At 64.1% G+C, this 25,067-nt stretch carries 21 protein-coding genes, 4 tRNA genes and 1 pseudogene; 10 read left to right on the top strand and 16 right to left on the bottom strand.

Going from position 1 to position 25,067, the window contains the following annotated elements; genetic code table 11:
* The first annotated feature begins 48 nt into the window (after positions 1–48).
* The 3 genes from PWF70_RS05545 to PWF70_RS05535 are packed head-to-tail and all read left to right on the top strand — an operon-like array spanning position 49 to position 3,879.
* A complete protein-coding gene (locus PWF70_RS05545) occupies positions 49–630 on the top strand; it encodes a TetR/AcrR family transcriptional regulator (RefSeq protein ID WP_035753163.1) in 582 nt (193 codons plus the stop codon).
* Positions 623–2,161, top strand: a complete 1,539-nt coding sequence (locus tag PWF70_RS05540) for a flavin-containing monooxygenase (protein WP_286352891.1) — start codon at positions 623–625, stop codon at positions 2,159–2,161. Before PWF70_RS05545 ends, PWF70_RS05540 begins: the two co-directional genes overlap by 8 nt.
* On the top strand, positions 2,158–3,879 hold the full coding sequence (locus PWF70_RS05535) for a GMC oxidoreductase (protein WP_279957375.1): 1,722 nt from the start codon (positions 2,158–2,160) through the stop codon (positions 3,877–3,879). The genes PWF70_RS05540 and PWF70_RS05535 overlap by 4 nt, the downstream gene beginning before the upstream one ends.
* A gap of 57 nt (positions 3,880–3,936) precedes the next feature.
* On the opposite strand, the gene PWF70_RS05530 is transcribed toward PWF70_RS05535, so the two are convergent.
* A complete protein-coding gene (locus tag PWF70_RS05530) occupies positions 3,937–4,566 on the bottom strand; it encodes an alpha-ketoglutarate-dependent dioxygenase AlkB (protein ID WP_006360613.1) in 630 nt (209 codons plus the stop codon).
* A gap of 330 nt (positions 4,567–4,896) precedes the next feature.
* Here PWF70_RS05530 and PWF70_RS05525 point away from each other — a divergent pair, with 330 nt between their 5' ends.
* The gene (locus PWF70_RS05525) at positions 4,897–5,409 is read left to right on the top strand and encodes a hypothetical protein (protein WP_280089365.1); all 513 of its coding nucleotides are present in this window, start codon (positions 4,897–4,899) and stop codon (positions 5,407–5,409) included.
* 77 nt (positions 5,410–5,486) lie between these two features.
* Here PWF70_RS05525 and PWF70_RS05520 read toward each other — a convergent pair whose 3' ends face one another.
* Together PWF70_RS05520 and PWF70_RS05515 are read right to left on the bottom strand one after the other, a co-directional pair.
* A complete protein-coding gene (locus tag PWF70_RS05520; RefSeq protein ID WP_035753171.1) occupies positions 5,487–6,374 on the bottom strand; it encodes an oxidoreductase in 888 nt (295 codons plus the stop codon).
* A gap of 123 nt (positions 6,375–6,497) precedes the next feature.
* The gene (locus tag PWF70_RS05515) at positions 6,498–8,213 is read right to left on the bottom strand and encodes an adenylate/guanylate cyclase domain-containing protein (RefSeq protein WP_035753173.1); all 1,716 of its coding nucleotides are present in this window, start codon (positions 8,211–8,213) and stop codon (positions 6,498–6,500) included.
* Positions 8,214–8,446: 233 nt separating this feature from the next.
* On the opposite strand from PWF70_RS05515, the gene PWF70_RS05510 reads away from it, so the two are divergent.
* The gene (locus tag PWF70_RS05510) at positions 8,447–10,288 is read left to right on the top strand and encodes a hypothetical protein (protein WP_035753175.1); all 1,842 of its coding nucleotides are present in this window, start codon (positions 8,447–8,449) and stop codon (positions 10,286–10,288) included.
* A 103-nt stretch (positions 10,289–10,391) separates the two neighbouring features.
* Here the strand turns inward: PWF70_RS05510 and PWF70_RS05505 are convergent, their stop codons facing one another.
* The 4 genes from PWF70_RS05505 to PWF70_RS05490 form a co-directional block, all read right to left on the bottom strand.
* Entirely contained in the window at positions 10,392–10,943 is a 552-nt protein-coding gene (locus PWF70_RS05505; RefSeq protein ID WP_006360608.1) for a YceI family protein, read from the bottom strand.
* A gap of 203 nt (positions 10,944–11,146) precedes the next feature.
* Entirely contained in the window at positions 11,147–11,395 is a 249-nt protein-coding gene (locus PWF70_RS05500; protein WP_231380878.1) for a hypothetical protein, read from the bottom strand.
* Positions 11,396–11,542: 147 nt separating this feature from the next.
* Positions 11,543–12,145, bottom strand: coding sequence for an NUDIX hydrolase (locus PWF70_RS05495; RefSeq protein WP_035753180.1), 603 nt, complete (start codon positions 12,143–12,145; stop codon positions 11,543–11,545).
* Positions 12,142–13,188, bottom strand: coding sequence for a hypothetical protein (locus PWF70_RS05490; RefSeq protein WP_286352973.1), 1,047 nt, complete (start codon positions 13,186–13,188; stop codon positions 12,142–12,144). The genes PWF70_RS05495 and PWF70_RS05490 overlap by 4 nt, the downstream gene beginning before the upstream one ends.
* A 546-nt stretch (positions 13,189–13,734) precedes the next feature.
* On the opposite strand from PWF70_RS05490, the gene PWF70_RS05485 reads away from it, so the two are divergent.
* Both PWF70_RS05485 and PWF70_RS05480 read left to right on the top strand, forming a co-directional pair.
* Positions 13,735–14,808, top strand: coding sequence for a tyrosine-type recombinase/integrase (locus tag PWF70_RS05485; protein ID WP_075862773.1), 1,074 nt, complete (start codon positions 13,735–13,737; stop codon positions 14,806–14,808).
* A gap of 126 nt (positions 14,809–14,934) precedes the next feature.
* The gene (locus PWF70_RS05480) at positions 14,935–15,927 is read left to right on the top strand and encodes an IS481 family transposase (protein WP_286352890.1); all 993 of its coding nucleotides are present in this window, start codon (positions 14,935–14,937) and stop codon (positions 15,925–15,927) included.
* Positions 15,928–16,016: 89 nt separating this feature from the next.
* Here the strand turns inward: PWF70_RS05480 and PWF70_RS05475 are convergent, their stop codons facing one another.
* The 5 genes from PWF70_RS05475 to PWF70_RS05455 all read right to left on the bottom strand — a co-directional run bounded on the left by PWF70_RS05475 (position 16,017) and on the right by PWF70_RS05455 (position 17,652).
* Positions 16,017–16,280, bottom strand: a complete 264-nt coding sequence (locus tag PWF70_RS05475) for a hypothetical protein (protein WP_006357355.1) — start codon at positions 16,278–16,280, stop codon at positions 16,017–16,019.
* 121 nt (positions 16,281–16,401) lie between these two features.
* A complete protein-coding gene (locus PWF70_RS05470) occupies positions 16,402–17,031 on the bottom strand; it encodes a nucleotidyltransferase domain-containing protein (protein WP_006357356.1) in 630 nt (209 codons plus the stop codon).
* 299 nt (positions 17,032–17,330) lie between these two features.
* A tRNA-Phe gene (locus PWF70_RS05465) sits at positions 17,331–17,407 on the bottom strand.
* Positions 17,408–17,454: 47 nt separating this feature from the next.
* A tRNA-Asp gene (locus tag PWF70_RS05460) sits at positions 17,455–17,531 on the bottom strand.
* Between the two features lie 48 nt (positions 17,532–17,579).
* Positions 17,580–17,652: transfer RNA gene (locus PWF70_RS05455), tRNA-Glu, on the bottom strand.
* 272 nt (positions 17,653–17,924) lie between these two features.
* Here PWF70_RS05455 and PWF70_RS05450 point away from each other — a divergent pair.
* The 3 genes and pseudogenes from PWF70_RS05450 to PWF70_RS05440 form a co-directional block, all read left to right on the top strand.
* Positions 17,925–18,000 (top strand) — tRNA-Lys (locus tag PWF70_RS05450).
* Positions 18,001–18,133: 133 nt separating this feature from the next.
* Positions 18,134–18,430, top strand: coding sequence for a hypothetical protein (locus tag PWF70_RS05445; protein ID WP_269551739.1), 297 nt, complete (start codon positions 18,134–18,136; stop codon positions 18,428–18,430).
* Positions 18,431–18,710: 280 nt separating this feature from the next.
* Positions 18,711–19,081 (top strand): annotated as a pseudogene (locus tag PWF70_RS05440) (transposase); the annotation flags it as partial.
* A gap of 399 nt (positions 19,082–19,480) precedes the next feature.
* Here the strand turns inward: PWF70_RS05440 and PWF70_RS05435 are convergent.
* The 4 genes from PWF70_RS05435 to PWF70_RS05420 form a co-directional block, all read right to left on the bottom strand.
* Entirely contained in the window at positions 19,481–20,875 is a 1,395-nt protein-coding gene (locus PWF70_RS05435; RefSeq protein ID WP_286352889.1) for a tyrosine-protein kinase domain-containing protein, read from the bottom strand.
* Between the two features lie 30 nt (positions 20,876–20,905).
* Entirely contained in the window at positions 20,906–21,907 is a 1,002-nt protein-coding gene (locus PWF70_RS05430) for an NAD-dependent epimerase/dehydratase family protein (RefSeq protein WP_286352888.1), read from the bottom strand.
* A gap of 543 nt (positions 21,908–22,450) precedes the next feature.
* On the bottom strand, positions 22,451–23,848 hold the full coding sequence (locus tag PWF70_RS05425; protein WP_286352887.1) for a lipopolysaccharide biosynthesis protein: 1,398 nt from the start codon (positions 23,846–23,848) through the stop codon (positions 22,451–22,453).
* Between the two features lie 46 nt (positions 23,849–23,894).
* Positions 23,895–25,067, bottom strand: a complete 1,173-nt coding sequence (locus tag PWF70_RS05420) for a glycosyltransferase (RefSeq protein ID WP_353507330.1) — start codon at positions 25,065–25,067, stop codon at positions 23,895–23,897.

Here is a 25,067-nt window from a genome sequence, read left to right as displayed (position 1 = left end):
GCCACATTTACAAGCAGTCCGGACTGTTTGTGTGTTACGCTCACCACTGTGACCGAGCCCACCAGCACCCCGCGACGGCGTACCCAGGCCGAGCGCACCGCGGCGACCCGCACCCGGGTCCTCGACGCCGCGGTCGAAGCACTGGTCGAGGTCGGCTATGCGGCCACCACCACCCAGGAGGTCAACCGGCGTGCGGGCGTCTCCCGCGGCGCGCTGCTGCACCACTTCCCCACCCGGGAATCCCTCGTCGTCGCGGCCGTCGGGCACCTCGTCGACCGCCGCCTCGAAGAAGTCCTGTCTCGCCCGCGCACCGGCGACGAGGGACTCGAGGTCCTGATCGAGTCGTTCAGCGGACCGCTGTTCGACGCCGCACTCGAACTCTGGGTGGCCGCACGCTGCGACGTCGAGCTGCGCACCGCGCTGATCCCGCTCGAACAGCGGGTGTCCGACGCCCTGGCCGTGGGTTGCGCCGAACTGTTCGGCGACCGCTACACCCCGGCCGAACTCGAACTCTCCATCGAACTCGCACGCGGCCTCGCGGTGTCGCGCATCCTGCGATCCCCCGACGCCGACCGCGAATACCTCGACCGACTTCTGCCCATCTGGAAGGACCTGTTGAACCATGGCTGACATCTCGCTGCCCGACCACGTCGACGTTCTCGTCGTCGGCGTCGGATTCGGCGGCCTCGCCGCACTGCACCGGCTCCGCAAGGACCATCCCGGTCTGACGACCCTCGCGATCGAGCGCGCCGAGGGCGCCGGCGGGGTCTGGCGCGAGAACGACTACCCGGGTGCGGCCTGCGACGTCCCGACCTCGCTCTACTCGCTGTCCTTCGCCCCGAACCCGGACTGGTCGCACACCTACGGTCGACGCCACGAGATCCACAACTACCTGCGTTCCGTCGCCGCCGATTACGACGATCAGATCCGCTACAACTGCGCCCTGACCGCCGCCTGTTGGGACGGCGCCGCGCAGGAGTGGGTCGTCGACACGACGCAGGGTCAGATCCGGACCCGCTTTCTCGTCGCCGCGCCGGGCGCACTGTCCGAGCCGGGCCTGCCCGAGGTTCCGGGTGCCGACGAGTTCACCGGCACGATGTTCCACTCCGCCAAGTGGGATCACACCCACGACCTGCGCGGACGCAAGGTCGCCATCGTCGGCACCGGGGCGTCGGCGATCCAGATCGTGCCCGAGATCGTCGACACCGTCGAACATCTCACCGTCTTCCAGCGCACCCCCGCCTGGGTGGTGCCACGCCTCGACCGCAACATCGGCCCGATGGAACGCGCCCTCTACAAGCGCGTCCCCGGCGTCCACCGCCTGGTCCGCAAGATGGTGTGGGCCTACCGCGAGGCCTACGTGCTGATGATGGCACGCAACCCCAAGCTGCTGCCGATCGCGAAAACCCTTGCCCTGGCGCAGCTGCGGGTCCAGGTCCGCGACCGCGCCCTGCGCAAGCGTCTCACCCCCGAGTACACCATCGGCTGCAAGCGGATGCTGTTGACCAACAAGTGGTTCCCCGCCCTGCAGCGCGACAACGCCACCGTGACCGGCGCCATCACCCGCCTCACCGCGAACGGCGCCGTCGACGATCAGGGTCGTGAGCACGAGGTCGACACCGTCGTCTTCGCCACCGGGTTCACCCCCACCCAGCCGCCCATCGCGAAGGCCCTCACCGGTCGCGACGGACGTACCCTGTCCGAGGCCTGGCAGGGATCGCCGCGCGCCTACCGCGGTGTCGAGGTCCACGGCTTCCCGAATCTGTTCTTCCTGTACGGCCCCAACACCAACCTGGGCCACAGCTCGATCGTGCTGATGCTCGAGCCGCAGGCGTACTACATGTCGAAGACGATCGCCGAGGTCATCGGCTCCGGACACTCGACGTTCGAGGTCACCCAGGCCGCCCAGGACGCCTACAACGCCGACCTCGACCCCGAACTGGAACGCACCGTGTGGAATTCGGGCGGCTGCTCGAGCTGGTACCTCGACTCCACCGGCCGCAACTCGGTGATGTGGCCCAAGTTCACCAGCGACTTCCGCCGCCAGATGGCGTCCTTCGTGGCCGCCGACCACCGCTTCGACGACGCCATCCCGGCCGTCGCCGACACCGTCGAGACCACCGCCACCGACACCGATCCCGAAAGGACCCTCGCCCAGTGACCAGGACCGCGCGCACTGACGCCGACCACTACGACGCCATCGTCATCGGTTCCGGTTTCGGCGGCTCGGTGGCCGCCCTCCGGTTGACCGAGAAGGGATACCGAGTCGCGGTCGTCGAGTCGGGCCGTCGTTTCGCCGACGCCGACCTGCCCAAGACCAGTTGGCGCCTCAGGGATTACGTGTGGGCCCCGGCCCTGGGCATGTTCGGCGTGCAGCGGATGCACCTGCTGCGCGACGTGCTGGTCATGGCCGGTGCCGGCGTCGGCGGCGGCTCGCTGAACTACGCGAACACGCTCTACCGACCTCTCCCCGCGTTCTTCGACGACCCGCACTGGGGCCGGATCACCGACTGGGCCGCCGAACTCGACCCCTACTACGACCAGGCATCGCGCATGCTCGGCGTGACCACCTACCCGAAGGTCACGCCCGCCGACCGCGTCATGCGCAAGGTCGCCGAGGACATGGGCGCCGGCGACACCTTCGTCCACACCCCCGTCGGCGTCTTCTTCGGCGAGCCGGGCAAGACCGTCGAGGACCCGTTCTTCGGCGGTGCCGGACCCGCCCGCACGGGTTGCACCGACTGCGGCGCCTGCATGACCGGCTGCCCGGTCGGCGCAAAGAACACCCTGGTCAAGAACTATCTGTATCTCGCCGAACAGGCCGGTGCGACCGTCATCCCGATGACGACCGTCGACACCGTCCGCCCGCGCGCCGAGGGCGGGTACACCGTCGGCGCGCATCGGACCGGTCGACGCTGGTCACGTCGTGGCCGCCGCTCGTTCACCGCCGATCACGTGGTGTTCGCGGCCGGCACGTACGGCACCAACAAGTTGCTGCTGGACATGCAGCAGAGCGGCAACCTGCCCGGTCTCTCGTCGCGCCTGGGCAAGGTGGTGCGCACCAACTCGGAGGCCGTCCTGGCCGCGACCGCCACCGACCTGAAGGTCGACTACACCGAGGGTGTGGCGATCACGTCGTCGTTCCATCCCAACGAGCACACCCATATCGAGCCGGTGCGATACGGCAAGGGCAGCAACCTGATCGGGCTGTTACAGGCGATGCTCATCGACGGTGACGGCCGCCTGCCGCGCCCGCTCGCGGCGCTCGTGGAGATGATCAAGCACCCGCTGGTCACCCTGCGTGGACTCTCGGTTCGACGCTGGTCGGAGCGCACGATCATCGCCCTGGTGATGCAGACCGCCGACAACTCCCTCGAACTGTTCGCCCGCCGTGGCCGTTTTGGTCCGATGTTGCGCAGCAAGCAGGGTGCCGGCGATCCCCCGCCGACCTGGATCCCGGTCGGCCACGACGCCGTCCGCAAGATGGCCGACGAGATCGACGGCGACGCCGGGGGTTCCATCGTCGACTGGCTGAACATCCCGATGACCGCGCACTTCTTGGGCGGTTGCTCGATCGGCCGGTCCGCCGCCGACGGCGTCGTCGACTCGTATCACCGCGTGTTCAACCACCCCGGCCTGCACATCGTCGACGGTTCGACGGTGTCGGCGAACCTGGGCGTGAACCCGTCGCTGACGATCACCGCTCAGGCCGAACGCGCACTCGCGATGTGGCCGAATGCCGGTGAGGCCGATCCCCGTCCGGAGCTCGGTGCGTCGTACCAGCCGATCGCCCCGGTGCCACCGGTCCACCCGACGGTGCCCGAATACGCACCCGCCGCGCTGAGATTGCCGATCACGCCGATCTCCAACGCCGGCTGAGGTTCTCGTAGAAGTTGTGGGCGTATGACGTCCACAACTTCTACAAAGCCCAGTAAGTCACCACACCCCCGGCGGCCGCAGCTGGATGCTGATCCGGGCGCCGACGCCGCGCACCTTGGGAACCGCGTGTTCCCAGGTGCGTTGGCAGCTGCCACCCATGACGAGCAGGTCACCGGTCGACAGCGTGAACTTCAACGACTTCCCGCCGCCCCGCGGCCGCAGCATCAGCGGTCGCGGGGCGCCGAGGGAGATGATCGCGACCATCGTGTCGTGCGTCGACGCCCGCCCGATGCGGTCCCCGTGCCATGCCACTGAATCGTTGCCGTCGCGGTAGAGGCTGATCCCGGCGGTCGCGAATCCTTCGGGCAACTCCTCGCGGTAATGCCGCGACAGCGATGACCGCATCTTGGTGATCAGCGCATCCGGAAACGGGTCGTCCTTCTGGTAGATCGACACGAGCCGCGGGACGTCGACGACGCGGTCGTACATCTGACGCCGCTCGGCCCGCCACGGGACGTCGCGTCGAAGCCGATCGAAGAGTTCGTCCGGCCCGCTGATCCAGCCTGGGCACAGGTCCACCCACGCGCCGTCGGTGAGCGGACGCCGCGTCGTCGAGGTCGACAGGTCCGACAGCGCCGGCTCCGCGGCCATCTCGGCGAACAACGATCCCTGGATGCCGATGGACATACACCCCACCGTACACCCGGATCGAACGCCTGTTCGACGGACGGCATGTCCGTGCCGTTCGCGCCCACCCTTCGAACGTGAGCGGAAACGGATCGAGAGAGCGGGTAAGGACCTACGGGACCCCCGTCCGCGCACGAGGCGTCCCTCACATTTTCGAGTAATGCCCGCTCCATCGTCGACGCAGCTCAAGAAGCCCCTGGCCCGGCGCGGAAGGGACGAAGCGCACATTCGGCTCACCACGAAAGGGCCGCAATGTGAGGTGGCCCACAGCACGGTCGCCGGGTCGATGCTTTAATCAATTCGTTATAAATCGTTACAAGGGGGAACTCGATGAAGCGCACCGGTATCGCCGGTCTGTTTGCTGCCGCCGCCATGCTGATCCCGATCGCTCCGGCGACCGCCGATCCGGTCGGCGATCTGTTCGGTAGCGCCAGCGGCAGCCTCGACTCCGGAAGTTCCGCGTTCGGGTCGTCGGGCGACAAGGTCACCCACTACGGCAAGCTCGGCCGCGCGGACGCGCGCAACGGCGTGAAGTCCATCAACGTCTGGGTCTACAACCCGAAGGGCGCCACGCAGACGACGCCGGGCACCTTCGTCAAGAACTCCCGCCTCGGCGTGCGCTGGAACTCGATCATCGACGCCGGCCCCATCGTCGACGGCAACGAGTGCCGCATGGAGGTCCGCCTCGCCGGACCGAAGGTGCCCAAGGAAGCCGCGCTGTACAAGACGCAGGACTGCACCGCGGTGAAGTCCTACTTCTTCAAGGGCGGCGGCAACTTCACCATCCGCGTCACCGACCTGGTCTCCGGCGCGTCGAACAGCATCGCGTTCTCGGTCCAGTAGTCACGCGAACCGCAGACACGAAGTGCGGGATGGATGCCGGTTTCCGGCACTCATCCCGCACTTTCGTCGTCAGGCGGTCAGCTCCCTGACACGTCGAACTTCTCCCCGGTCAGCTTCTCCGACTCCGCCCAGAGCGCCGCACGGAAGTCGGCGTCGTCGGCCGCCTTCTTGTACTTGTTCCGTCCGGGCGCGCCGTGCAGCCCGAAGAATTTCGTCGGTCCGTAGTAGGTGCCGGACGGCAGACCCGACATCGTCGCGGCGTACAGCTGCGGCAGCGCCCCGTCGGCAGCCGACTGCGCGATGGGCAGCTTGTTCGACAGCTTCGCCAGGACATCCATGAAGTTCTCGCTCCGACCCTGCAATTCCGTTGCGGCATAACCGGGATGGGCGATGAACGACTCCTTCGACGACCCGGCCTCCGCCAACCGCTTGGCGAGTTCGAGGCCGAACATGAGGTTGGCCATCTTGGAGTCCCCGTAGGCCTGCCAGCGGCGATAGCGGCGCTTCTCCCAGTTGAGGTCGTCGAGCTGGATGTTCCCGATCTGGTGCACGCCCGACGACACGGTGACGACGCGGTCGGTGATCTTCGGCAGCAGCAACGCGGTGAGCGCGAAGTGGCCGAGATGGTTGGTGCCGATCTGCATCTCGAAGCCGTCGGCGGTGCGTCGCAGCGGTACGGCCATCAGTCCGGCGTTGTTGATGAGGACGTCGGCGCCGGTGAAACTCGACGCGAACGAGCGAACCGACGCGAGATCCGCGAGGTCGAGTTGGGCAACGGTCGCGTTGGGTCCCAGTTTCGACGCCACGGCGTCGGCCTTGGCGGTGTTGCGGCACGCCAGGATGACGTTGGCGCCGACACCGACGAGCGCTTTCGCCGTCTCGGCACCGAGGCCGCTGTTCGCGCCGGTCACCACGAAGGTGCGACCCGTCTGATCCGGAATGTTCGCTGACGTCCAACCGTTCATCGCAGCCCCCAGGGATGGTGTGTCGGTCCGGCGTCCTCGCCGCGACCCTGCGGCCCACGCTATTGACGACCCCGGACGGCGTCAACGATTCGTCTCGGGCAGCCGACTTCGGTGGCGCGGTCCTCAGCCGCCGAAGAACGTCGTGAGCCGCAGCGGACTGGCGCCGACGATGCGTCGAGCCGGGCGTAGCAGTTCGGCGATCAGGTTGCGCGACGACCCGAGCCGTTCGACGAGGTCGGACGGGGCGTAGAACTCGGTGGGCGCCGACCGGCCGCGCATGATGCGGCTGCCGAGGAGTTCCCATTCGTCGGCCTCGGCGCCGGCGGAGTCGATCGCGGCGCCGCTGGCGAGGGCGGGGACGCGACCGGTCTTGGCCATGTCGGACAGTCGGGCGCATTCGTTGACCGGGTCGCCGATGACGGTGTACTCGTAGCGCCGTTCGGCGCCGATGTTGCCGGCGAAGACCTCACCGAAGGAGACGCCGATCCCCCACCGGATGTCGAGGCTCTTGGCGAGCCGGTCGGCGAGGTCGCGGGCGGCGGCGAGCGCGTGTCCGGCCGGGTCGTCGAGTTCGACGGGCGCCCCGAAGACGGCCAGCGCGGCGTCGCCCTCGAACTTGTTGACGAAGCCGGAATGCTGGTCGACGACGTCGAAGACGATGCTGAAGAACGCGTTGAGGAGTTCGGCGACGTCGTCGGGACTCCGGTCCTGGGACAGTCGCGTGGAGCCGACGATGTCGACGAACAGCACACCCACCTCGGTGTTGGTGCCGTGCATGCCGACGCCGTCGGAGAGGGCGAGGTCGGCGACGGTGTCGCCGACGTGCCGGGCGAAGATCTCACGCATGCGGTCACGTTCGGCGAGTCCTTGCACCATCACGTTGAAACCGTGTTGCAGCACACCGAGTTCCGACGAGTCATAGACGGGGACGCGGGCGTTGAAGTCGCCGTGGTCGACGCGGTGGACGGCACGACGCATCTCGGTCAGCGGATCGGTGATGGCCTGCCCGACCAGGACGATCACGCGTGCGCCGGCGGCGAGTCCGACGACGGTGAGAATGACGGTGGTCCAATCGACCGCGCCGTAGACGTCGGGCAGCATCCCGGTGAAACGACCGGCGTTCACGGTCAGCAGGCCGATCATCGGCACCGCCGAACTCACCGCCCACACCGCGAGCAGGCGGATGCGGACGCCGTTCATCACGTGGTTGGCCGGGAAGTCCTCGAGGACCACGATCGCCAGCGGGCGGGCGGCGCGTTCGACGAACAGATAGGTCAGACACGCGCTCGACAGACCGGCCAGCGTGAACGCCACCGCGACACCGGCGACGGTCGCGACGCTCAAGTCGTCGGCGACGAAGACGTAGAACAACGCCGCGCTGCACCAGGCGCCCACGGTGACGAGGAGCTCGAAGGCGGGCAGGCGTTGCACGGCCCGTCGGCGGGCATGGTCGGCGGGTCGGCAGCTGACGAACCAGTCCAGCTGGGGACGGAAGACGAGCAGGCCGAGCAGCAGATTCACCAGGATGCCGGTGACGATCGCGCCGACGACGGCCGGGAAGTTGGGGGCGCCGAGGGTCTCGGCGAAGGTGAGCTGGCCACCGTTGAACGCGAGCTGCACGAGCAGGAAGGTCTCGACACCGACCAGCGCGTCGCTGGCGACGACAGCGGTCATCGCCGTGACGGTCGCGTGGCGGGCGATCCGGTTCCGCATGTCCGGGCCGACCCGAGCCCACGCCCTCGGGCTCGGCACCGTGGGCAGGCCCCACAGCATCCCGGCGGTGCGGCGTCTCAATCGCATCCACGGCACGACACGGCGGGTGCGACGCCTGCGTCCCATGGGCCTCTCCTGCCTGAAGGCGATACCCGAAGACTACCGAACCGGTTGTTACCGAGGACACGTCGAAAGTCCCTGTACCGGCGGCACCGCTCTCTGCATCAGGAGCGGCGTCGGAAGAACACGACCGGCGCGTGGTCCGATCGAGCGAATTCCGCCCCACAACTCCGTTTCCACACCGCCTCTGAGCTGGGCCGATGTTTCAATAGCTCGTCCGGATCGGAAGGAGCGCCCACATGCGTCGGTTCGCCGTCGTCCTCATCGCTGTCGCCTTGTCGGTGTCGGCGTGTTCGCTGTTCTCATCGCCCGACGACGACACCTCACCACGACTCGAGTCCGGGCCGGTGACGGAACAGACCGTCGATGTCGCGCCCGACACCACGACCGAGGTCGCGGTCTCCGACAACTGGGCCATCTCGATCCCCCCGGGCGCAGCAACGCCGGGTTCGTCGTTCACCGTCCGGCCGGCCGAACAGTCGACTGCTGCCGGCAAGTCGGTGACCCCCGTCGCGGGCGCCGATCTGACGCTGTCGTCGGGGCAGCCGGTGGCCCCGCTGACCTTCCGGTACGAGTTGGACGAACCGCTGCCGGAGGGCACCGACCTGTATCTCGTCGGGAAGGAGGCCGATGCGCCGGGTTCGGCAGCTCCCGCCACCCCGATCGCTGCTGCGATCGATGGCGACCGCCGGGTCGCCACCGCCCAGGTGCCGCATCTGAGCACCTGGGAGTGGTTGGCGGTGGAGGCCAATCATTTCGTGACGTCGACGCTGGGATTGCGGGGCGGCGCACCACGATGCCCGACGCAGCCACGACCCGGATGGTTGGACGAAGCGGTGTTCCTCGACAGCAAGGAAGCGCCGATGCGCGTCTGCACAGGCGCTGATCCTGCGGACAAGAACATCGCGGTGGTGAAGATCCGTAACAACCGCGGGATCGCCATGATCGTCACCGCTCCGGTGACTCCGCGGTGGGCGCACCTCGATGTGTTCTCCGGTCAGCCGACGAATGTGGCTGCGGAGATCGAGAGCGCCACCATCTCGATGCTGGGAGTTCCGACGAGCGTTCGGTCCAGGACGTGGGTTCTGCCACCCGGCGGCGGCGTCGACATCGGTTTCACCGCGAGTTCACTACCTGTGATATCGAAGATCACCGCAACCGCGACCGTGTCCACGGTCCTCTACGGCGTCCTCTGGACTCAGCTCGAAGATCTGGTCGACGACCCGTTGACCCTGAGCGCGATGGAACTCGGCTTCATGGCCGCCTGTTTCGGCCAAGCGGTGGACTCGGGCCTCGCCGGAATGTCGGACTCGCAGGTCAGGGCCGCGGCGACCAGCATGACAGCGGTCGGCATGTGCTTGGCGCAGAAGGCGCCCGATGTGGTCGGGGAGATCGCCGGACATCTGTCGGAGCAGGCGTTCGAACAAATGCAGAACCGCAAGATCGCCGAGAAGGTGGGCCGAACCTACGCTCGCTACCTGCCGCTGCTCAACACGGTGACCACCGGACTCGTCGTCGCCGATGCGGTAGCGAGCGTCAACCTCGGTGCCGGGGCATGGGAGATCAGCCTGTTCAAGAAGATCGATCCGGAGTATTCGCTGAACGCCGCGTGCGGCCGCATCGACGATCGTCGCACAGTCGATCACCCTTCGCTGGGCACGGTCACCATCGGGTTGCGGCGCGGGGAGAACAGTCTTGCCGGAGAGGGGTGCATCGTCGCGGTGGACTCCAAGGGCAAACGGCTTCTCGTGCAGACCGTTTCGGTGTACGGCAACGCACTCGACTTCGCCGACCCCGCCACGGATACGACCGAGAACGTTTTCATCACGTACAACCCGGGCCGGTACGACGGCGTGATCACGCTTGTCCCCACTGCCACCGGGTATGCAGACATCGGTTGGGAGAAGGGCGGGTTGGCGTACCAGAGCACAACGCACGCCTACTACTTCGCCGAGGTCGTGGGTCCTGGTAGCGACGGCCGCTATGCGATAAAGACCTTCGACAACAACTGCGAACCGGACTGCGCCGGCGGCACTGTCACCACCAAGATCCTTCGCTGGAACGGCCAGCGCTACGTCTAGGAGCGCACACCAGACCGGCACCCACGCGGGGGATGCGCGGGTGCCGGTCGGTGAACCGTCCGGACTCTGGGGTGTCGAGTCCGGTCGGAGGGTATGCGGGAGATCAGGCCTGCAGAGCCTCGATCTCGAGCGTGATGGTGATCTTGTCGCCGACGACGACGCCGCCACCCTCGAGCGGCATCTCGATGTCGATGCCGAAGTCCTTGCGGTTGATGACGGTCTTCGCGTCGAATCCGGCGACCGCGCCCTGGCCCATGCCCGGGCTGGTGCCGTTGTACTCGAGCTCGAGGCTGACCGGCTTGGTGACGCCCTTGAGGGTGAAGTCGCCGTCGAGGACGTAGTCGTCACCGTTCTGGCGGACGCCGGTGGAGACGAAGGTGGCCTTGGGGAACTGCTCGGCGTCGAAGAAGTCGGCCGACTTGATGTGGCCGTCGCGCTGCTCGTTCTTGGTGTTGATGGAGGTCACGTCGATCTCGGCCTGCACGGCGGGCGTGCCGTCCTCGGTGACTGTGATGGTGCCGGAGAAGTTGTCGAAGGTGCCGCGCACCTTGCTGACCATGAGGTGCTTGACGGAGAAGCCGACGGCCGAGTGAACGGTGTCGATGGTCCAGGTGCCGGCGGGGATCGGTGCCTTGACGGTGGTGGCTGCGGTCATGATTGCGTCCTTCCAGACGAGGTCGAGGTGGTCTCGGATTCTCGTGGGTCTTCGCGACCCATCGATACTGTAAACGGACCGCGGTCCGGATTCATTCCCCGGAAAGGACTTTCCCGTGTGATCCGCACCACAGACCCCGATGGGCCCCGGGTGGAGGACCCCACCCCACCGACCTGTGGAGTTCACCGGGACCGGCCTTTCGGTCAGCCTCGTCCGATGATGAGCGCGGCCACCATGAAGGCGATCACGACGAGCGAGATCGCGCAGCCCAGCAACACCTGCTTGCGCGTGGACATCGGCGCGTAAGGATCGTTGTACTCGTAGCGGTACACGATCGCAGCCGGTTCGATCGCCGGCTGCCGCGGCGTAGACGCCGGCGCCGCAGCCCGATGAGGTGGGCGACCTCCGGCCGACGAATCCGCCGCCGACTCCGACGACTTGGCATTGTTCACACCGGTAATCATGCCCAACCGGCGAGTGGCCTGCCAGACAAATCCGTGTCATCTGTTCAATGGAAATCCATGTCGCAGAGCATATCTGAGAACATCGAGGTTTAGATGGGACGATCGTACAGGTCGGTCAAACGACCCGAATCGTGCCTATTTCCAGGCGAAGACGGGCTGCTCGAACTCGTCGACCCGGGTGTGGCGATCCCGCAGTACGACCTCGGCGAACTGGTAGATCACCGCCGCTGTCGGCGCATGGACCAGCGAGTCGACGATGGGCAGCTGGATCACCGGACGTTCCGACTGCGGGATCGTCAGGAACCGCGGCGCGACCGCCAACTCCTCGAAGGTCACGAAGAACAGCTGCGACACCTCGGCCGGATTCGGGGTCGGTTCCTGAAAGTCCTCCGCCCAGCAGACGATCGGGGTGATCACGAAGCCCGACCGGGTCGGATAGTCGTCGAGCGTCCCCAGCACCGAACGGGGAGACAGTTGCACACCGAGCTCTTCGTCGAGCTCCCGCAGCCCCGCGGTGATGTGGTCCTCGCCCGGATCGAGCCGACCACCGGGAAGGGCGAATTGCGCCGCGTGGCGTCGCATGGTGGGTGGTCGTTTGCACAACCAGATTCCCTGTCGTCCGTCCTTCTCCGCCACCGCCAGCACGACGGCCGCGGCCGCCGCTCCGGGAACGTCGACCGTCCGGTGCTCGAACCGTTGGACGCGTTCGGCCGCCACTGCCCGCTCAAGGTGAGTCACACCCTCAGTTGATCATGTCTGCCGTTCGACGCCGTGACGGCCTGGCCGAGGTGGTAGCTGACCACGCTCAGCGCGAACAGCCCGATCGCGAGGTTCAGCAGAGCCCCGAAACCTTCCATCGCGAAGTCGACGAGAGCGTTGCTGAGAAGGAACACCAGCGACGCGATGCGCAGTGTCCGCAGCGGCCACAGCCCGGCGGTCCCCCGCCGGCGGGCGAGCATGGCGGGCAACGCCAGTGCCAGCGTCGCGATCGCGCTCAGGAACAGGATCCAGGTGGCGATGCGGTTGTCGGCGAGCTCGATGTAGATGTCGAGGTCGTCGAAACGGTCCTTGGTGAACACGAAGCTGAGTGCTCCGACGACGACACCGGCGGCCGAGGCCACCACGAGGAACCATCCCACGATCGGCACCCAGCGCGGGCTGCGCAGGAAGTCGGGGATGAGGCGCACGGCCCGGTCCCGCAGGATCATCAGCCGGTCGGGGGTGTCCTTGCTCGATTCCAGCAGTGCCCGCACATTCGCGATGGTGTCGGCGTCGAAGCCGTTGTGGGCGGCGGCCGCGAGGCACTCCTCGGCCTGTCGTCGACGACGCTCCGGCAGCCCGTGTGCGACACCCTCGGCGGCGATCGACGCCGCGTTGGCGAGCGCCTCGGCACCCGTGGGCGGGTTGAGGTCCCGGACGATGCGACTGGCCAGCAGCACCAGGACCACGAGGATGTACATGATCTCGGGCGCCGGGCCGTAGAAGTAGTCGTTGTCGCGGGTGACGAACTTGCCGACCTCGTCGAGGAACAGCCCGAACCCGATGCCGCCCACCACCACGGCGCTCACCCGCGCGGTGGCGCCGAGGAACAGCCAGCCGGTGACGAGCGCGACCATCATGAGCGCACCGCCCCACAGGGCGTGGGCGATGTGGAGGGTGCCGCCCCCGACCTGGGGGTAGCCGGTCAGCTGCAGGTACAGCCGGGTGATGAGGATCGTGGCGATCGCGATGATGAGGAACCACTCGACGGCCGCGGTCCCGTAGGTGCTCCGGACGATCACCGAGGTGGCGCGATTTCTCATGGGGAGAGTATTACGGGTCGACGACCCTCTACCGCGGCAATCACCGCGAGCGGCACGAAACAGCCGACACCGCACCGCGATGAGCCGACCCTCTCGGGGGCTCGTCGTGGTGCGGGTCGTCGATCTCTCAGGCCTCGAACAGGTCCGGGTCGGGGTCGCGCCCGCCGGCCGGGCTGCCGATGCCCCGGACACCGACACCGGTGTCCCCAGAGGCAGTCACGACCGAGTCAGGAAGCGCCTCGTCGTCCGATACCACGTGCCCGACCCGACGATTCGGCCGACCGGATCGACTCGGGCGTCACCGGCGACGGCCGCGAATCCGCTGTGGGCGTGCCGATCTCGTCCGCCGACCGCGCACGGCGGCGCGGGTGGTCGGCAACCACAGCACGCACCGCAGTTCTCCGGGGGACTCCCCCGGCGGGAACCGCGCGCCCTCCGCATGCGTCTCAGTGTGGACAGACCGCCCACCCACGACGGGTAAGGAGGGATCCCCATCCCCGCAGACCTGACCCCCAGCCGGCCCCGATGAGCGTCACCAAGTACCGGACGGCCGCGGGCGCACCGCGCTGGCGGGTGACCTGGCGGCTGCCCGACGGGCGCAGCCGCAGCAAGGTGTTCGGCACGCTGCGCGAGGCCCGGGCCTTCGAGGCCGAGGCGATCACCGCGCGCACCCGGGGCGTGGTGTTCGACCCGCGGCGCGGCGACGCGGTCACCGTCGCGTCGGTCTATGCGTCGTGGCTGGCCACCCGCCAGGATGTGACGCCCAAATCCCGGCGCGGCTTCGAGGACAACTGGCGGCTGCACGTGCAACCGGAGTTCGGGGCGTGGCCGGTGACCAAGGTCGACCGCGAGTCCATCCAGACGTGGGTGAACGCGATGGACTGCTCGCCGCGGACCAAACGCTGGCGGCACTCGCTGCTGCGGATGATCCTGGCCCACGCCGTCGCCGACGGTCTGCTGCTGAAGAACCCGGCCGAGCGCACGGTGTTCCCGCCGCTGGATCTGGCCGAGCACCTCTACCTCACCCACGCCGAGGTCGACGAGCTGGCCAGACGCTGCGGCCCGCAGGGCGACATCGTGCGCATCCTCGCCTACACGGGGCTGCGCTGGGGTGAGCTGACCGGACTGAACGTCGCCGACGTGGACCTGGCGCGCCGGCGGATCTCGGTCCGCCGCTCGATGACCCAGGTCGGCGGCACGCTGATGACCGGAAAACCCAAGAGCCGGGCCGGGATTCGCACGGTGCCGCTCCCCCGGTCGCTGGTCGCGGTGCTGGCGGCCCGCGTCGAGGGCCGGGCCCGCACCGCGCCCGCGGTCACCTCACCCAAAGGGGCGCGGCTGAGCCGGGAGAACTGGGTGCGCGCGGTGCGGTGGCGGGAGCAGGTCACCGCGCTGGGCTATCCGACGCTGCGGGTGCACGATCTGCGTCACACCTATGCGAGTCTGGCCCGCGCCGCCGGCGCGGATCTGCGGCTGCTGCAGGTGGCGATGGGGCATGCGTCGATCACGGTGACCGCCCACACCTACGCGGACCTGTTCGACGGGGAGCTCGACGCAGTGGCCGCGGCACTCGATGCGCGCCCCACCGGGATCGACTAGATGTACTGCCCAGGCAGGTTGGTTGAGGGATTGCGACGACACGCGGTAGTGGGTCGTTGAACAGCGAAGGTCTCCCGTCGTGAAGTGGAGCTGCTACGACACACACTTCACAACCGGGAGACCTTCGTGGTTCACGCTAACGCACCTTTGACCCCCAAGGGCCGACTACTGCTGGCCCTTCGCATCGTCGATGACGGCTGGCCCATCGTCAGGGCAGCCGAACACTTCAACGTTTCGTGGCCGACCGCCAAACGCTGGGCCACTCGCTATGTCGAGATGGGCCCAGAGGGCATGTACGACCGCTCGAGTCGTCCTCATCGCAGTCCGAACCGCACCCCCGAGCCGATCAAACGCAAGATCGTGGCCCTGCGGTGGCGTCAGCGCCTCTCACCCCAGGCGATCGGCTCCCGACTGTCGATGCCGGCCTCGACCGTGCACGCGGTGCTGGTCCGATGCCGGCTCAACCGGCTCTCCCACATCGACATCCGCACTGGGGAAGTGATCCGCCGCTACGAGCACCCTCATCCGGGCTCGATGATCCACGTCGACGTCAAGAAACTCGGCAACATCCCCGTCGGTGGCGGCTGGCGGTTCGTCGGACGCGCCAAAGGACGCAAGAATCGGCAGGCCACGCCGGGAACCCGCCGGAGCAAGCACCACAACGAACTACTCGGACATGCCTTCGTGCACACCGTCATCGACGATCACTCTCGCGTCGCCTATGCCGAGATCCATGACGACGAAACCGCTGTCACCGCAGCCGGAGTCCTTCAGCGAGCCGTGGGCTGGTTCGCGGCCCGCGGCGTCACTGTCGAACGAGTCTTGTCCGACAACGGTGGCTGCTACCGCTCAGCGTTGTGGAAGCGCACCTGCACCGAGCTCGGAGTCACGGCGAAGTACACACGCCCCTACCGGCCGCAAACCAACGGCAAGATCGAACGGTTCCACCGGACCATGGCCGCCGAATGGGCTTTCGCCCGGCACTACCGGTCCGAACAAGCCCGACGCGCAGCGTTGCCAGGATGGTTGCACACCTACAATCACCACCGGCAACACTCCGCCATCGGCCGGAACGTTCCCTTCAGCCGCTTGACCAACGTCCCTGGGCAGTACAACTAGACCCGGCAGAGTCGGGATCGAACCGACGACCTTCCGCTGTTCCGAGGACGCGGATCGTCCTCGCCGAACACGAAGCTGCAAACGGCGAACTATCCGCGGGCTGCCACGACCTTCTTGGCTGCCTCGAGCAGGGGCTCCGCCGCGCGGCCCATCTTCGTCAACTCCGCGGCGGTGAGGTCCTGATGTGTGTAGGCCGCTTTGTTCTTCCGGCTCAGGAGGGTGTTCAGGTGCCGTTCGGATCCGCTGTCTGCCCGCTTGAGCAGGGCGACGGCCTCGCTGTGGTTACCGGTGTTGGAGTGCACGCCGAGCCGCGCGCAGCAGATGACGTCCGAGGCTGCGATACCCGCATCCACGTAGAGTCCCCGGCAGCGTTGGGCATCTCCCGTCCGAGATGGTCGGCGGCATCGAGAAACTCGGTCGCCTTGGACATGCGCCCGGCGGCGACCGCGGCGTCACATTTGCGCTGCCCCGCCATCACGAGCTCCTCGCCGGGCGCAGTTGCGCGGTGAACCAGGCCCGTGTCCCCGCAACGGTGAGGCCCTGGGTCGACACGTCGCCGAGCAGCGGCTCGCCGGCGGCGACCGCGGCGCGCAACTCGTCCTCGGTGTACTCGACGATCCGGCCGTCGTTGCCGGTCCACGCGGTGATCAGTCGAGCGAGTCCGGTGACCCGCTGGTCCCACGCGTCGTCCTCGGAATCGGTTGCGCGCACCAGGAACACGTCGATGTCGCTGTCGGGCCTCATCCGCCCCGTCGCCGCCGACCCGAACACCGCGGCGTACCGCAGCGCCGTCTCCCACTCGGTGAAGTGCTCTTCGAGGCGCTGCAGGAAGGTGGAGTTCAGCCGGGAGAGCGCCATGATCGGCGGGGCCGCGAGATGCTCGGTGTTGAGGCGGTAGGTGTGCGTCCGACCTACTTCATCGTGCAGCACCACGCCCTGTGCACTGAGCCGGTTGAGGACCTTGCGGATGCCTTCCCCTGATGCGCTGCCGAGGATGCGCTGGACCTGGCTGATCGTGAATGTGAGGTCGGCGGCCGCCAGCACCGCGAGCACGTCGCCGTCGAGGGTCGGCGTCACCGTCGCGAACGGCTTGTTGAGCTGCATGGCGCACCCCTCTCCAACGAAAGTTAGAGTAACACAACTATAGTTGGAGAACGGCTGGAGGACGACGCGCTCGCCCCTGCGCGGACTGCGCATCAGCAGCGCCCGCAGGTAAGACGGCGACCGACGCCACCGCGGGCGGGGCAGACTGATCACCGTGAACCCACGACGACGGACAGGCCCCGTCGACCGCCCTCGACGCCCCACTGCTCGAGATAGAGTCGGGCCCCTGACACCGGGCCACTGACACCAGACCCCCTCCGACCACCAAAAAAACCTCCCGGATAACCGGGAGGTTTTCATGGTGGCCAGAGTCGGGATCGAACCGACGACCTTCCGCTTTTCAGGCGGACGCTCGTACCAACTGAGCTACCTGGCCCTAAGAGAACCGGCGCATCCGGTAGAACCGAATGCGCCGGTCATCTCTGGCGACCCTGACGGGACTCGAACCCGCGACCTCCGCCGTGACAGGGCGGCGCGCTAACCAACTGCGCCACAGGGCCTTGTTTAATTGTTCTGTCCGATTCTCGTTGCCGAGTGCCGTCCAGGCGTACCCCCTACGGGATTCGAACCCGCGCTACCGCCTTGAAAGGGCGGCGTCCTAGGCCGCTAGACGAAGGGGGCCGGTCTCGCTTCTCCGCTGGGAGCTCGCATAGCTTATGACAGGTTTTGCGCGCAACACAAATCGGCTGGTCAGAGCCATAAAGTGGCCACTTTTGGGGCATTCGCGCAGGACACGTGCAGGCCCCCGTTCCGAACACTGCGCACAGCTGCACGACCCACGTGCCGGCAGCCGGTTCAGAACGACCCGTACACCTGCGCGACACACCTGTAGGCCCCCGTTCGGACAGCTGAGCGAAGCTGTAAACTCGGCGACGCCCCGGCTACCGGGGTACGCCCCTATAGCTCAGTTGGTAGAGCTACGGACTTTTAATCCGCAGGTCCCAGGTTCGAGCCCTGGTGGGGGCACCAAGCATCTTTGCTGATCACGGCATATTTCGACGCACCCATGAGATCGACCGTGCGATTATCGTGCGACAGGTGGATCGGGACTGTCCGCTCAGCACGGACACAGGCTGTGTGATTCGGACTACGCCCGTCGTTCATGGACAACGTCCGCCCTCTCCCCCTCCCGGTCACGGCCGAGCACTTCGGCCCGTCACCGGCCGACCTCGGCGAGATCCTGCGCGTCAGCTACCCCAACGACCGCTTCGTGCTCGACGCGACACGGACGCCCATCCTGGTCGATGACGGCTCGCTGTATGTCGACGTCTCGGAGTCACTCGATGGCCGTCGTGAGATGTTCTGCGAGATCGCCGCGGAGCCGACCGAGGTGGAAGCGATGCGTGCGGTCGCGCAGTCGATCCTCGCCGCGGCCGATCGGCTTGATCCCGCGCTGTGACGTACTACCCGAGAGAGAGCAGCGTCCCAGCGAGACCGATGCAGCTCCCGAGTAGGAGAGTCACGGGGCCCACCCAGGTCAACCTGAGCGGCCGTTCTTCCTTGTCAGCGCGGTGCTCACACCCGAGTTCGGCCATGTCATCGCGACGGTGAACTTCCATGTTTTGCGCCAGGATCTGCACGCCAAGTTCCGCGGCACGTTGGTCTTTACGCTCTTGAATACGAACTGTCCTGGGTCTGGTCAAGCGCATGATCTCATCAGGAGAACTCCGGTGTCCGGTATGGCTGCACCGAGGAAGTTCGATCCAAAGACCCGTGAGCGGGCGGTGAGGATGTATCACGACCGCCTCGACGAGCATGGCGGGTCGAGGCGGTCGACACCAGGTAGGCGCGCTGCTCGGCATCAACGAGGCGACGTTGCGGAACTGGATCGAAAAGGACCAGCCGATCGTGACGGCTCGAGGAACCACAACAGTGGGCGAGCAGGATGCCGAACTGGCTGCGCCCCGCATGGAGTCGCCGAATTACGCAGGGCGCACGAGATTTTGAAGACCACGTCGGCGTTTTTCGCAGCGGCGGAGGTCGACCTCCGACTGCGGTGATCGTCGATTACATCGAACACACAAGGGCCGGTTCGTCGGTCGTCCCGATCTACCGCGGCCAAGGCGAAGATCTGCACGACTAGACGAGCCTGAGCCGTCGCCGCACCGGGACGAGGAGATCGGCGAGGGCTGCCGATTTCACTTTCGCCTCGGCGCGGACCTTCTCTCGCGTGGCCTTCGGTTCGTCGGACACCCTCTCGGGGACCCTGCGCAGCTGCCGGCGCGGCGTCGCGTGCTCCTCAAACAGTCGTAGTTCGCTGAGAGTTGCCTTCCCTTCTAGCTAGCCGACATCCTGCAACGCCTACTCGCCAGCAAGGATCAGGGCTCACCGGAGAGCAATCGGGGCCTCAACGGAGCCGACCATGAAACGTGTGGGTCGCCAAGAAGCGCCAAACAATCGATAGTCCCTCGTTCACGAGGCTATTCCGACGCCGATGCCACTAGTCTCATTACACTTCAACGGAAGCCCCGTAGTATCCGTAACGCGTTCCGCTCCCAGTACTCACCTCAACCGCGTTCATCACCGTCCCAAGCACACGGGCCCGAGCCTTTTCGAGTGAGAGCACGGTCTCCTCAAGATCATCACGGTGTGTATGACCGGCACGAACCACGAGAAGAACCCCGTCAACGTACTGCGCTAGTACCGATGAATCTGCAACTGGGAGAACAGGAGGCGAATCAATCAGCACGAAGTCGTATCCGGCTGGAACATTTGACATAAGAGAAGCCGCCTTCATACTGCCAAGCAACTCGGCAGGGTTCGGGGGCACAACTCCAGACGCAAGAACGTCTAGCCCGTCCAGCACTGTGCTCTGAATACACGACGCCAGATCAATGTCACCCCGTAGATAGGTAGTGAGACCTATCCCGCCGGAAACACCAAGGCTATCAGCGATACTCGGCTTCCTAAGGTCCGCATCCACGACCAACACGCGTATACCAGCCTCAGCCAGACTTGCTCCCAGGTTCAGGGCGGTCGTAGTCTTACCTTCTCCCGGCATACCACTCGTTACCAATACCCTTGTCGCAGGGCTATCGACATCCACGTACGAAAGATTCGCACGCAATCGCCGATATGCTTCGGCCGCGGCCGAACTCCCCTGGTGGAACTCAACGACACCCCGGTTCGATAGCTGAGATTCCATTGGAACGCTACTCAGTAGCGCCGCACCCGATACCAACTCCAACTCCGCCACATCTCTGATGCGAGTATCGAAACGCCGCCTCGCGAGGACGAAGAGCACGCCGAATAACGCACCACCGAACAAGCCAAGCGCAACGTTCCTCGACGTCGCCGGCCTCACCGGGCTGGTATTCACTGTTCCTGGCGCGACAACCGTTAGCTTCGCTAGTGGCACCCCGCCTGACGCCGGAGTCTCCAGATCCGTCACTCTACGAGACATAGCCTCCGAAACGGCATCCACCAGTCGTCTGGCCACTTCCGGGTCCGTGTCCCGCGCAGTAATCGTCAGCAGCACTGTCGCCGGCTTGGAGGTTGCATTCAGAGCTGACTTCGCTTCAGAAACCGTCATCACCAGCCCCGAGCTTGACAATGCGTCCCGGATCACAGAATCAGACTTGACAAGGTCGATGTACGACGCCACACGCTGCTGCGACGCCATAGACCCCTGGTACGCGGCAGACGCCGAGTCCTCGCTAAAGGTTGAAGTCACATACAACGTGCTACTCGCGGCGTAAACAGGCACCTGGAGCAGACTTACCCCGAGGGCGAGGCAACCCGCCAAGAGAGCCGAGACCGCTACAACCCACCATCTCGTGCCAACAGCAATTGCTGCTGACACGAAACCACTCTTCGCGTCAGCATTTCCATTCAACGATGGCATCCAACCGCCACTTCCTTCCAGGAGTCGCCCCTATATCGCATTCGGGTAATAAGAATGAAACCAGTCAACAAAACTCGCCAGCCCCGACTGTATATCTGTCACAGGGAAAAACCCAAGCTCGCGCGAGGACTCCCCGATATCCGCGTACGTTTGCGGTACGTCCCCTGTCTGCATCGGAAGAAAATCACGCTTACCAGCAGTCTGCACCAGCCCCTTCTTGATTAACTCCCCCTCGAGACAATCAATAAATTCCATCAGATTAACCGGCTTGGAATTACCAAGATTGAAAACCCTATGCTTCACCGTAGATTCAGAACTAAAGACGTAGCCCATTGAAGCAGTGACACCATTAACTATGTCATCAACATACGTGAAATCCCGCTCCATTTTGCCGCCATTGAAAACCGGGATCGACTGACCGCGAACGAGCATATTTGCAAACTTAAAATAGGCCATATCGGGTCGTCCATATGGACCATAAACCGTAAAGAAGCGCAGTCCCACTGACTCAATCCCGAAGGCACTACTGTACGCGTAGGCCATCAACTCGTTCGATCGCTTCGAGGCTGCATAGAGCGAAACCGGCTGATCAGCAGTAGCCGACACGCGATAAGGAACGTCAGCGCTCGCGCCATACACCGAAGACGAGGATGCATACACTAACTTCTTGAAGCGCGACTCCGAACGCCTCTGCAATTCTCGGCAAAGCTCGAGAACATTCAAGAATCCCTCGATATTCGACTTGACGTACGCATGAGGATTCTCTAGCGAATACCGAACGCCTGCCTGCGCAGCAAGATGCACGATCACGTCCGGGTCAAACTCAAACACCAGATCGCGCAGGCTAGTCATGTCGGCGACGTCGACTCTCGCAAATTCGAAATCTGGGCTGGTATTCAGGGGTTTAAGACGGGCCTCTTTCAGTCGCACGTCGTAGTAATCGTTCAGATTATCGATCCCTAAGACCGTAACCGAGTCATCCAGCAGACGCCTGCTCACTGCGGCCCCAATGAATCCTGCGGCACCGGTCACGATGACACGCGCAAAATCTCTTCTATCCATTCTCCGCACTTTCCCTTACGCGACGAGCAGGCGCGCCAGCGAGAGTATCCCCCGGCGCACTCTGCCAATCGACAACTACCGAGTTCGCCGCCACGACAGTACCCGCTCGCAGGACGGATTCACCGATCACAACGCATCCCGTATACAGAACACACCCGGCTTCCAGCGAGGGGTACACAGACGATCTCGCCGACTTCCGACCAAGAGTGACATGCTGATAAATGACACAGCCGTCCCCGACAACGGCGCCTTCACCTATTACGATCCCGACTGGGTGCGGAAAATTCACATTACTTCCGATTTGCGCCAGCGGCGAAACAAAACAACCAAAACGAACGGCTATCAACCAAGAAACCAAAATGCCGCCAACCCTTGAGCGTCTGCGAACGAACTGCAAGAGGCGCACCTGCCTAGCAAAGCTACGATCTCGACCTACGAGAGACCAAGCAAGTCCACTAGCATCCATCAAGACTCCAATCCAACAACAACTATCGCATCGTTAATCTTCATCACTCACCCAGAAATCGCTCTCAAACGTTTAAGCGCAGAAAAGCCCTGCCACATTCCACCAACTAGTCCGAGAGCGACAGTGAAAATTACGACGACGCTCGAAATCGAATCTCGAATCAGAAAAAGAATCGCGACAAGAGCAAACCAGCCGAATGTCAACGGTAATCGCCGAGGCAACTCGAAGCGGATCAGGCGATGTGCGATAACTGCACGTAGCAGCAAGAGCACCAGCGTTCCGATGCATAACGCGGCCGCGACACCCGTTGCCCCCCAAACCTCAACAAGTCCGAGCGACGCTCCAACACAGACCGCGGCCGCGACCATTGTGGTATAAGCGATCGCCCCCATACGGAGAGTAGCTTGGAAAGCATTGCCGTAGGTTGTCGCCATAGACGACAGCACAGCGAATAGAACCATCGCAGGAACCAGATTAAACGCATCCGCGTATTGAGTATTCTCCAGCAGCGGAAGCATCGCCCAGACAAAGACGATTACCAGCGACGCTAGCGACAACAAAACATCCCAGTACCCCGAGATCATCGTGCCGAAGAATGTCGAGAGTGAGTCCGATCCGATCCGGCTTACCGTCTCCTCAATGGATGCCATTGTCAGGACCGAACCGACAGCAGCTATCAGCATCCCAATCTTCAACGCCAGAACGTACTGCCCGTTCTCTTCGGGCCCTAACCGAGACGTTATCAGCAACCTCCCGAAGCCGCTGATCGCCAACATCGCGATAAGGTTCAAGACAAGCGGTGCCGAGAATCTGTACAGGTACCCACAGCTTTGCAGGGATGGCAGTCGGAAGAAAGACACCTTGGCCAGGAACCGACAATTAACTTCGATTATGGTAAAAATGACTATCTGCGAAATCAAGTAGGCGACGTAGAGCCCGACGAACCCCAGATCGAACAGCACGCAACAGATCAGAAGCAATACCACATTAACAATCGCCGATACGACACCAGAAATCGCGAACAATCGGCGCTGACTGAGAGATCTCGCACTATATTGCCACAGCATGGCCAGACCTTGTGCGACCAGTAGGGTAGACACAACCAATATTGTTTCGGCTACTTCTGCGTTGCTCAGCATGTAAAAGACCGCTGCACTTACACAGATAGAACAGCCAGTGACAATCGCAAACCACTGCAAGTCTGCTATAACCCGATTCGCCCGGCCCCTATCTGCGCCCATCGCGAAACGAATGACGGACTCCCAAGAAGCAACGAACACCAGCGGCGCAAGAATTGATGCGGCAGTCTGGACAAAGTCGAATTCGCCAAGATCACTTGGAGTAATCCATATTGCGTAGATTGGGATTAGACTCGCCAAGACGATCTTCGAGCCGGCCGTCCCCAACAGGTACAGGCCGGTAGTCTTGATAAGTTGACTCGTCAAAGAGACCACTTACCTGAGTTCGCGACTGAGAGACCGTTTAAGCGCCTCACGCTGCAGCCTCAACGCCACCACGTGGTGACCGGAATTCACCAATTACGGCAACGATCCGCTGGCGATAAGTCTCGGGGCCATTCTCGGTAATCACACGCTGGTATCCCGCTTCAACAATTTTTCCGTACTCGTCATCATTCAACGCGGATGCTGCCTCAAGAACCTTGACGAGACATTGCGGATCGCGCGGATCGAACCGAAGCGAAGGCTCGGTTATCATCTCCCGAATCCCGCCGCGGTCGGAACCAATTACAAGGGTTTTCACTGCCTGGGACTCGAGAACAGTATTCGGATAGTTTTCCATCCAGATTGACGGAACAATCACACAGTAGACCGTAGGCAGGAGGCCCAGAATCTCTGAATTTGCCATAGCATCGTTGTATTCAACCCCAGGCATCTCCCTTATCATAGCTGTGAACTCATCCCGATAATCATCCGCGATCGACCCAATTATGCGCAGAGACGCATTGCCATGACGCTGACCGAACTGTTTCCACGCAATCAGCAGATTTGGCACGCCCTTGTCACGCGACACCTGCCCATAATAGAGAAACGCATTTCTGTTGCGTTCACTAATTGATTCTAAATTCCCCAATTTAGCGTAAAACGGGTTCGCGACTGCTATCGTATTTAGACCGTTTTGCGTGCACAGCTCGGCGAGAGATCTACTGGGAGCGATGAACTGGCTAACAACACGACGACGTTGATAGTTGTAGCATCGTAGCGACAATAACTCAAAGAAGTCGACTAGATTCCCGCAGCACGTGTGCTGACAATGGCCCGCGGCATAGCCGTCGCACGGATTCCCGCTGGGATCTACCCCACCCCTTATGCATACTGTCAAGTAGTCTCTGACCGTCTGCACAACTGGATAACCTTGCATCGCAGCGAACGCAGCTGCGCCGAGTTTCCATACGTTATTCGCCCTAATTACGTCGGGATCAAAAGCACGTATCTCACGTTCAAATTTTCGGGCAAGGTATCGCAGTGGGAGTACCCTGCACAGTGTCTTTCTTACATTGCTCTGACGGTACGGAATATTCACGTGGTGTTCGGTACGCAACTCTGGTTCAGACTCGTCCAGAGTAAGTACAAGTACCTCGTGCCCCGCTTCCCGTAAGAGATCGGCTTCACGAAATGTCTGCAGTTCAGCTCCGCCGCAAACCAC

The organism is Gordonia sp. Swx-4 (assembly GCF_030316175.1).
GTDB classification, from domain to species: Bacteria; Actinomycetota; Actinomycetes; order Mycobacteriales; family Mycobacteriaceae; genus Gordonia; species Gordonia alkanivorans.
The sequence above is the reverse complement of the archived record's forward strand: the minus strand, read 5'-3'. Positions and strand labels throughout refer to the sequence as shown.

What these genes read in the sequence shown, in the direction of transcription:
- PWF70_RS05530 (WP_006360613.1), bottom strand. Translation starts at nt 4,566, where the DNA reads ATGTCCATCGGCATCCAGGGATCGTTGTTCGCCGAGATGGCCGCGGAG.
- PWF70_RS05520 (WP_035753171.1), bottom strand. Translation starts at nt 6,374, where the DNA reads ATGAACGGTTGGACGTCAGCGAACATTCCGGATCAGACGGGTCGCACC.
- PWF70_RS05510 (WP_035753175.1), top strand. Translation starts at nt 8,447, where the DNA reads ATGCGTCGGTTCGCCGTCGTCCTCATCGCTGTCGCCTTGTCGGTGTCG.
- PWF70_RS05445 (WP_269551739.1), top strand. Translation starts at nt 18,134, where the DNA reads ATGGACAACGTCCGCCCTCTCCCCCTCCCGGTCACGGCCGAGCACTTC.
- PWF70_RS05485 (WP_075862773.1), top strand. Translation starts at nt 13,735, where the DNA reads ATGAGCGTCACCAAGTACCGGACGGCCGCGGGCGCACCGCGCTGGCGG.
- PWF70_RS05435 (WP_286352889.1), bottom strand. Translation starts at nt 20,875, where the DNA reads ATGCCATCGTTGAATGGAAATGCTGACGCGAAGAGTGGTTTCGTGTCA.
- PWF70_RS05525 (WP_280089365.1), top strand. Translation starts at nt 4,897, where the DNA reads ATGAAGCGCACCGGTATCGCCGGTCTGTTTGCTGCCGCCGCCATGCTG.
- PWF70_RS05470 (WP_006357356.1), bottom strand. Translation starts at nt 17,031, where the DNA reads ATGCAGCTCAACAAGCCGTTCGCGACGGTGACGCCGACCCTCGACGGC.
- PWF70_RS05505 (WP_006360608.1), bottom strand. Translation starts at nt 10,943, where the DNA reads ATGACCGCAGCCACCACCGTCAAGGCACCGATCCCCGCCGGCACCTGG.
- PWF70_RS05540 (WP_286352891.1), top strand. Translation starts at nt 623, where the DNA reads ATGGCTGACATCTCGCTGCCCGACCACGTCGACGTTCTCGTCGTCGGC.
- PWF70_RS05515 (WP_035753173.1), bottom strand. Translation starts at nt 8,213, where the DNA reads ATGGGACGCAGGCGTCGCACCCGCCGTGTCGTGCCGTGGATGCGATTG.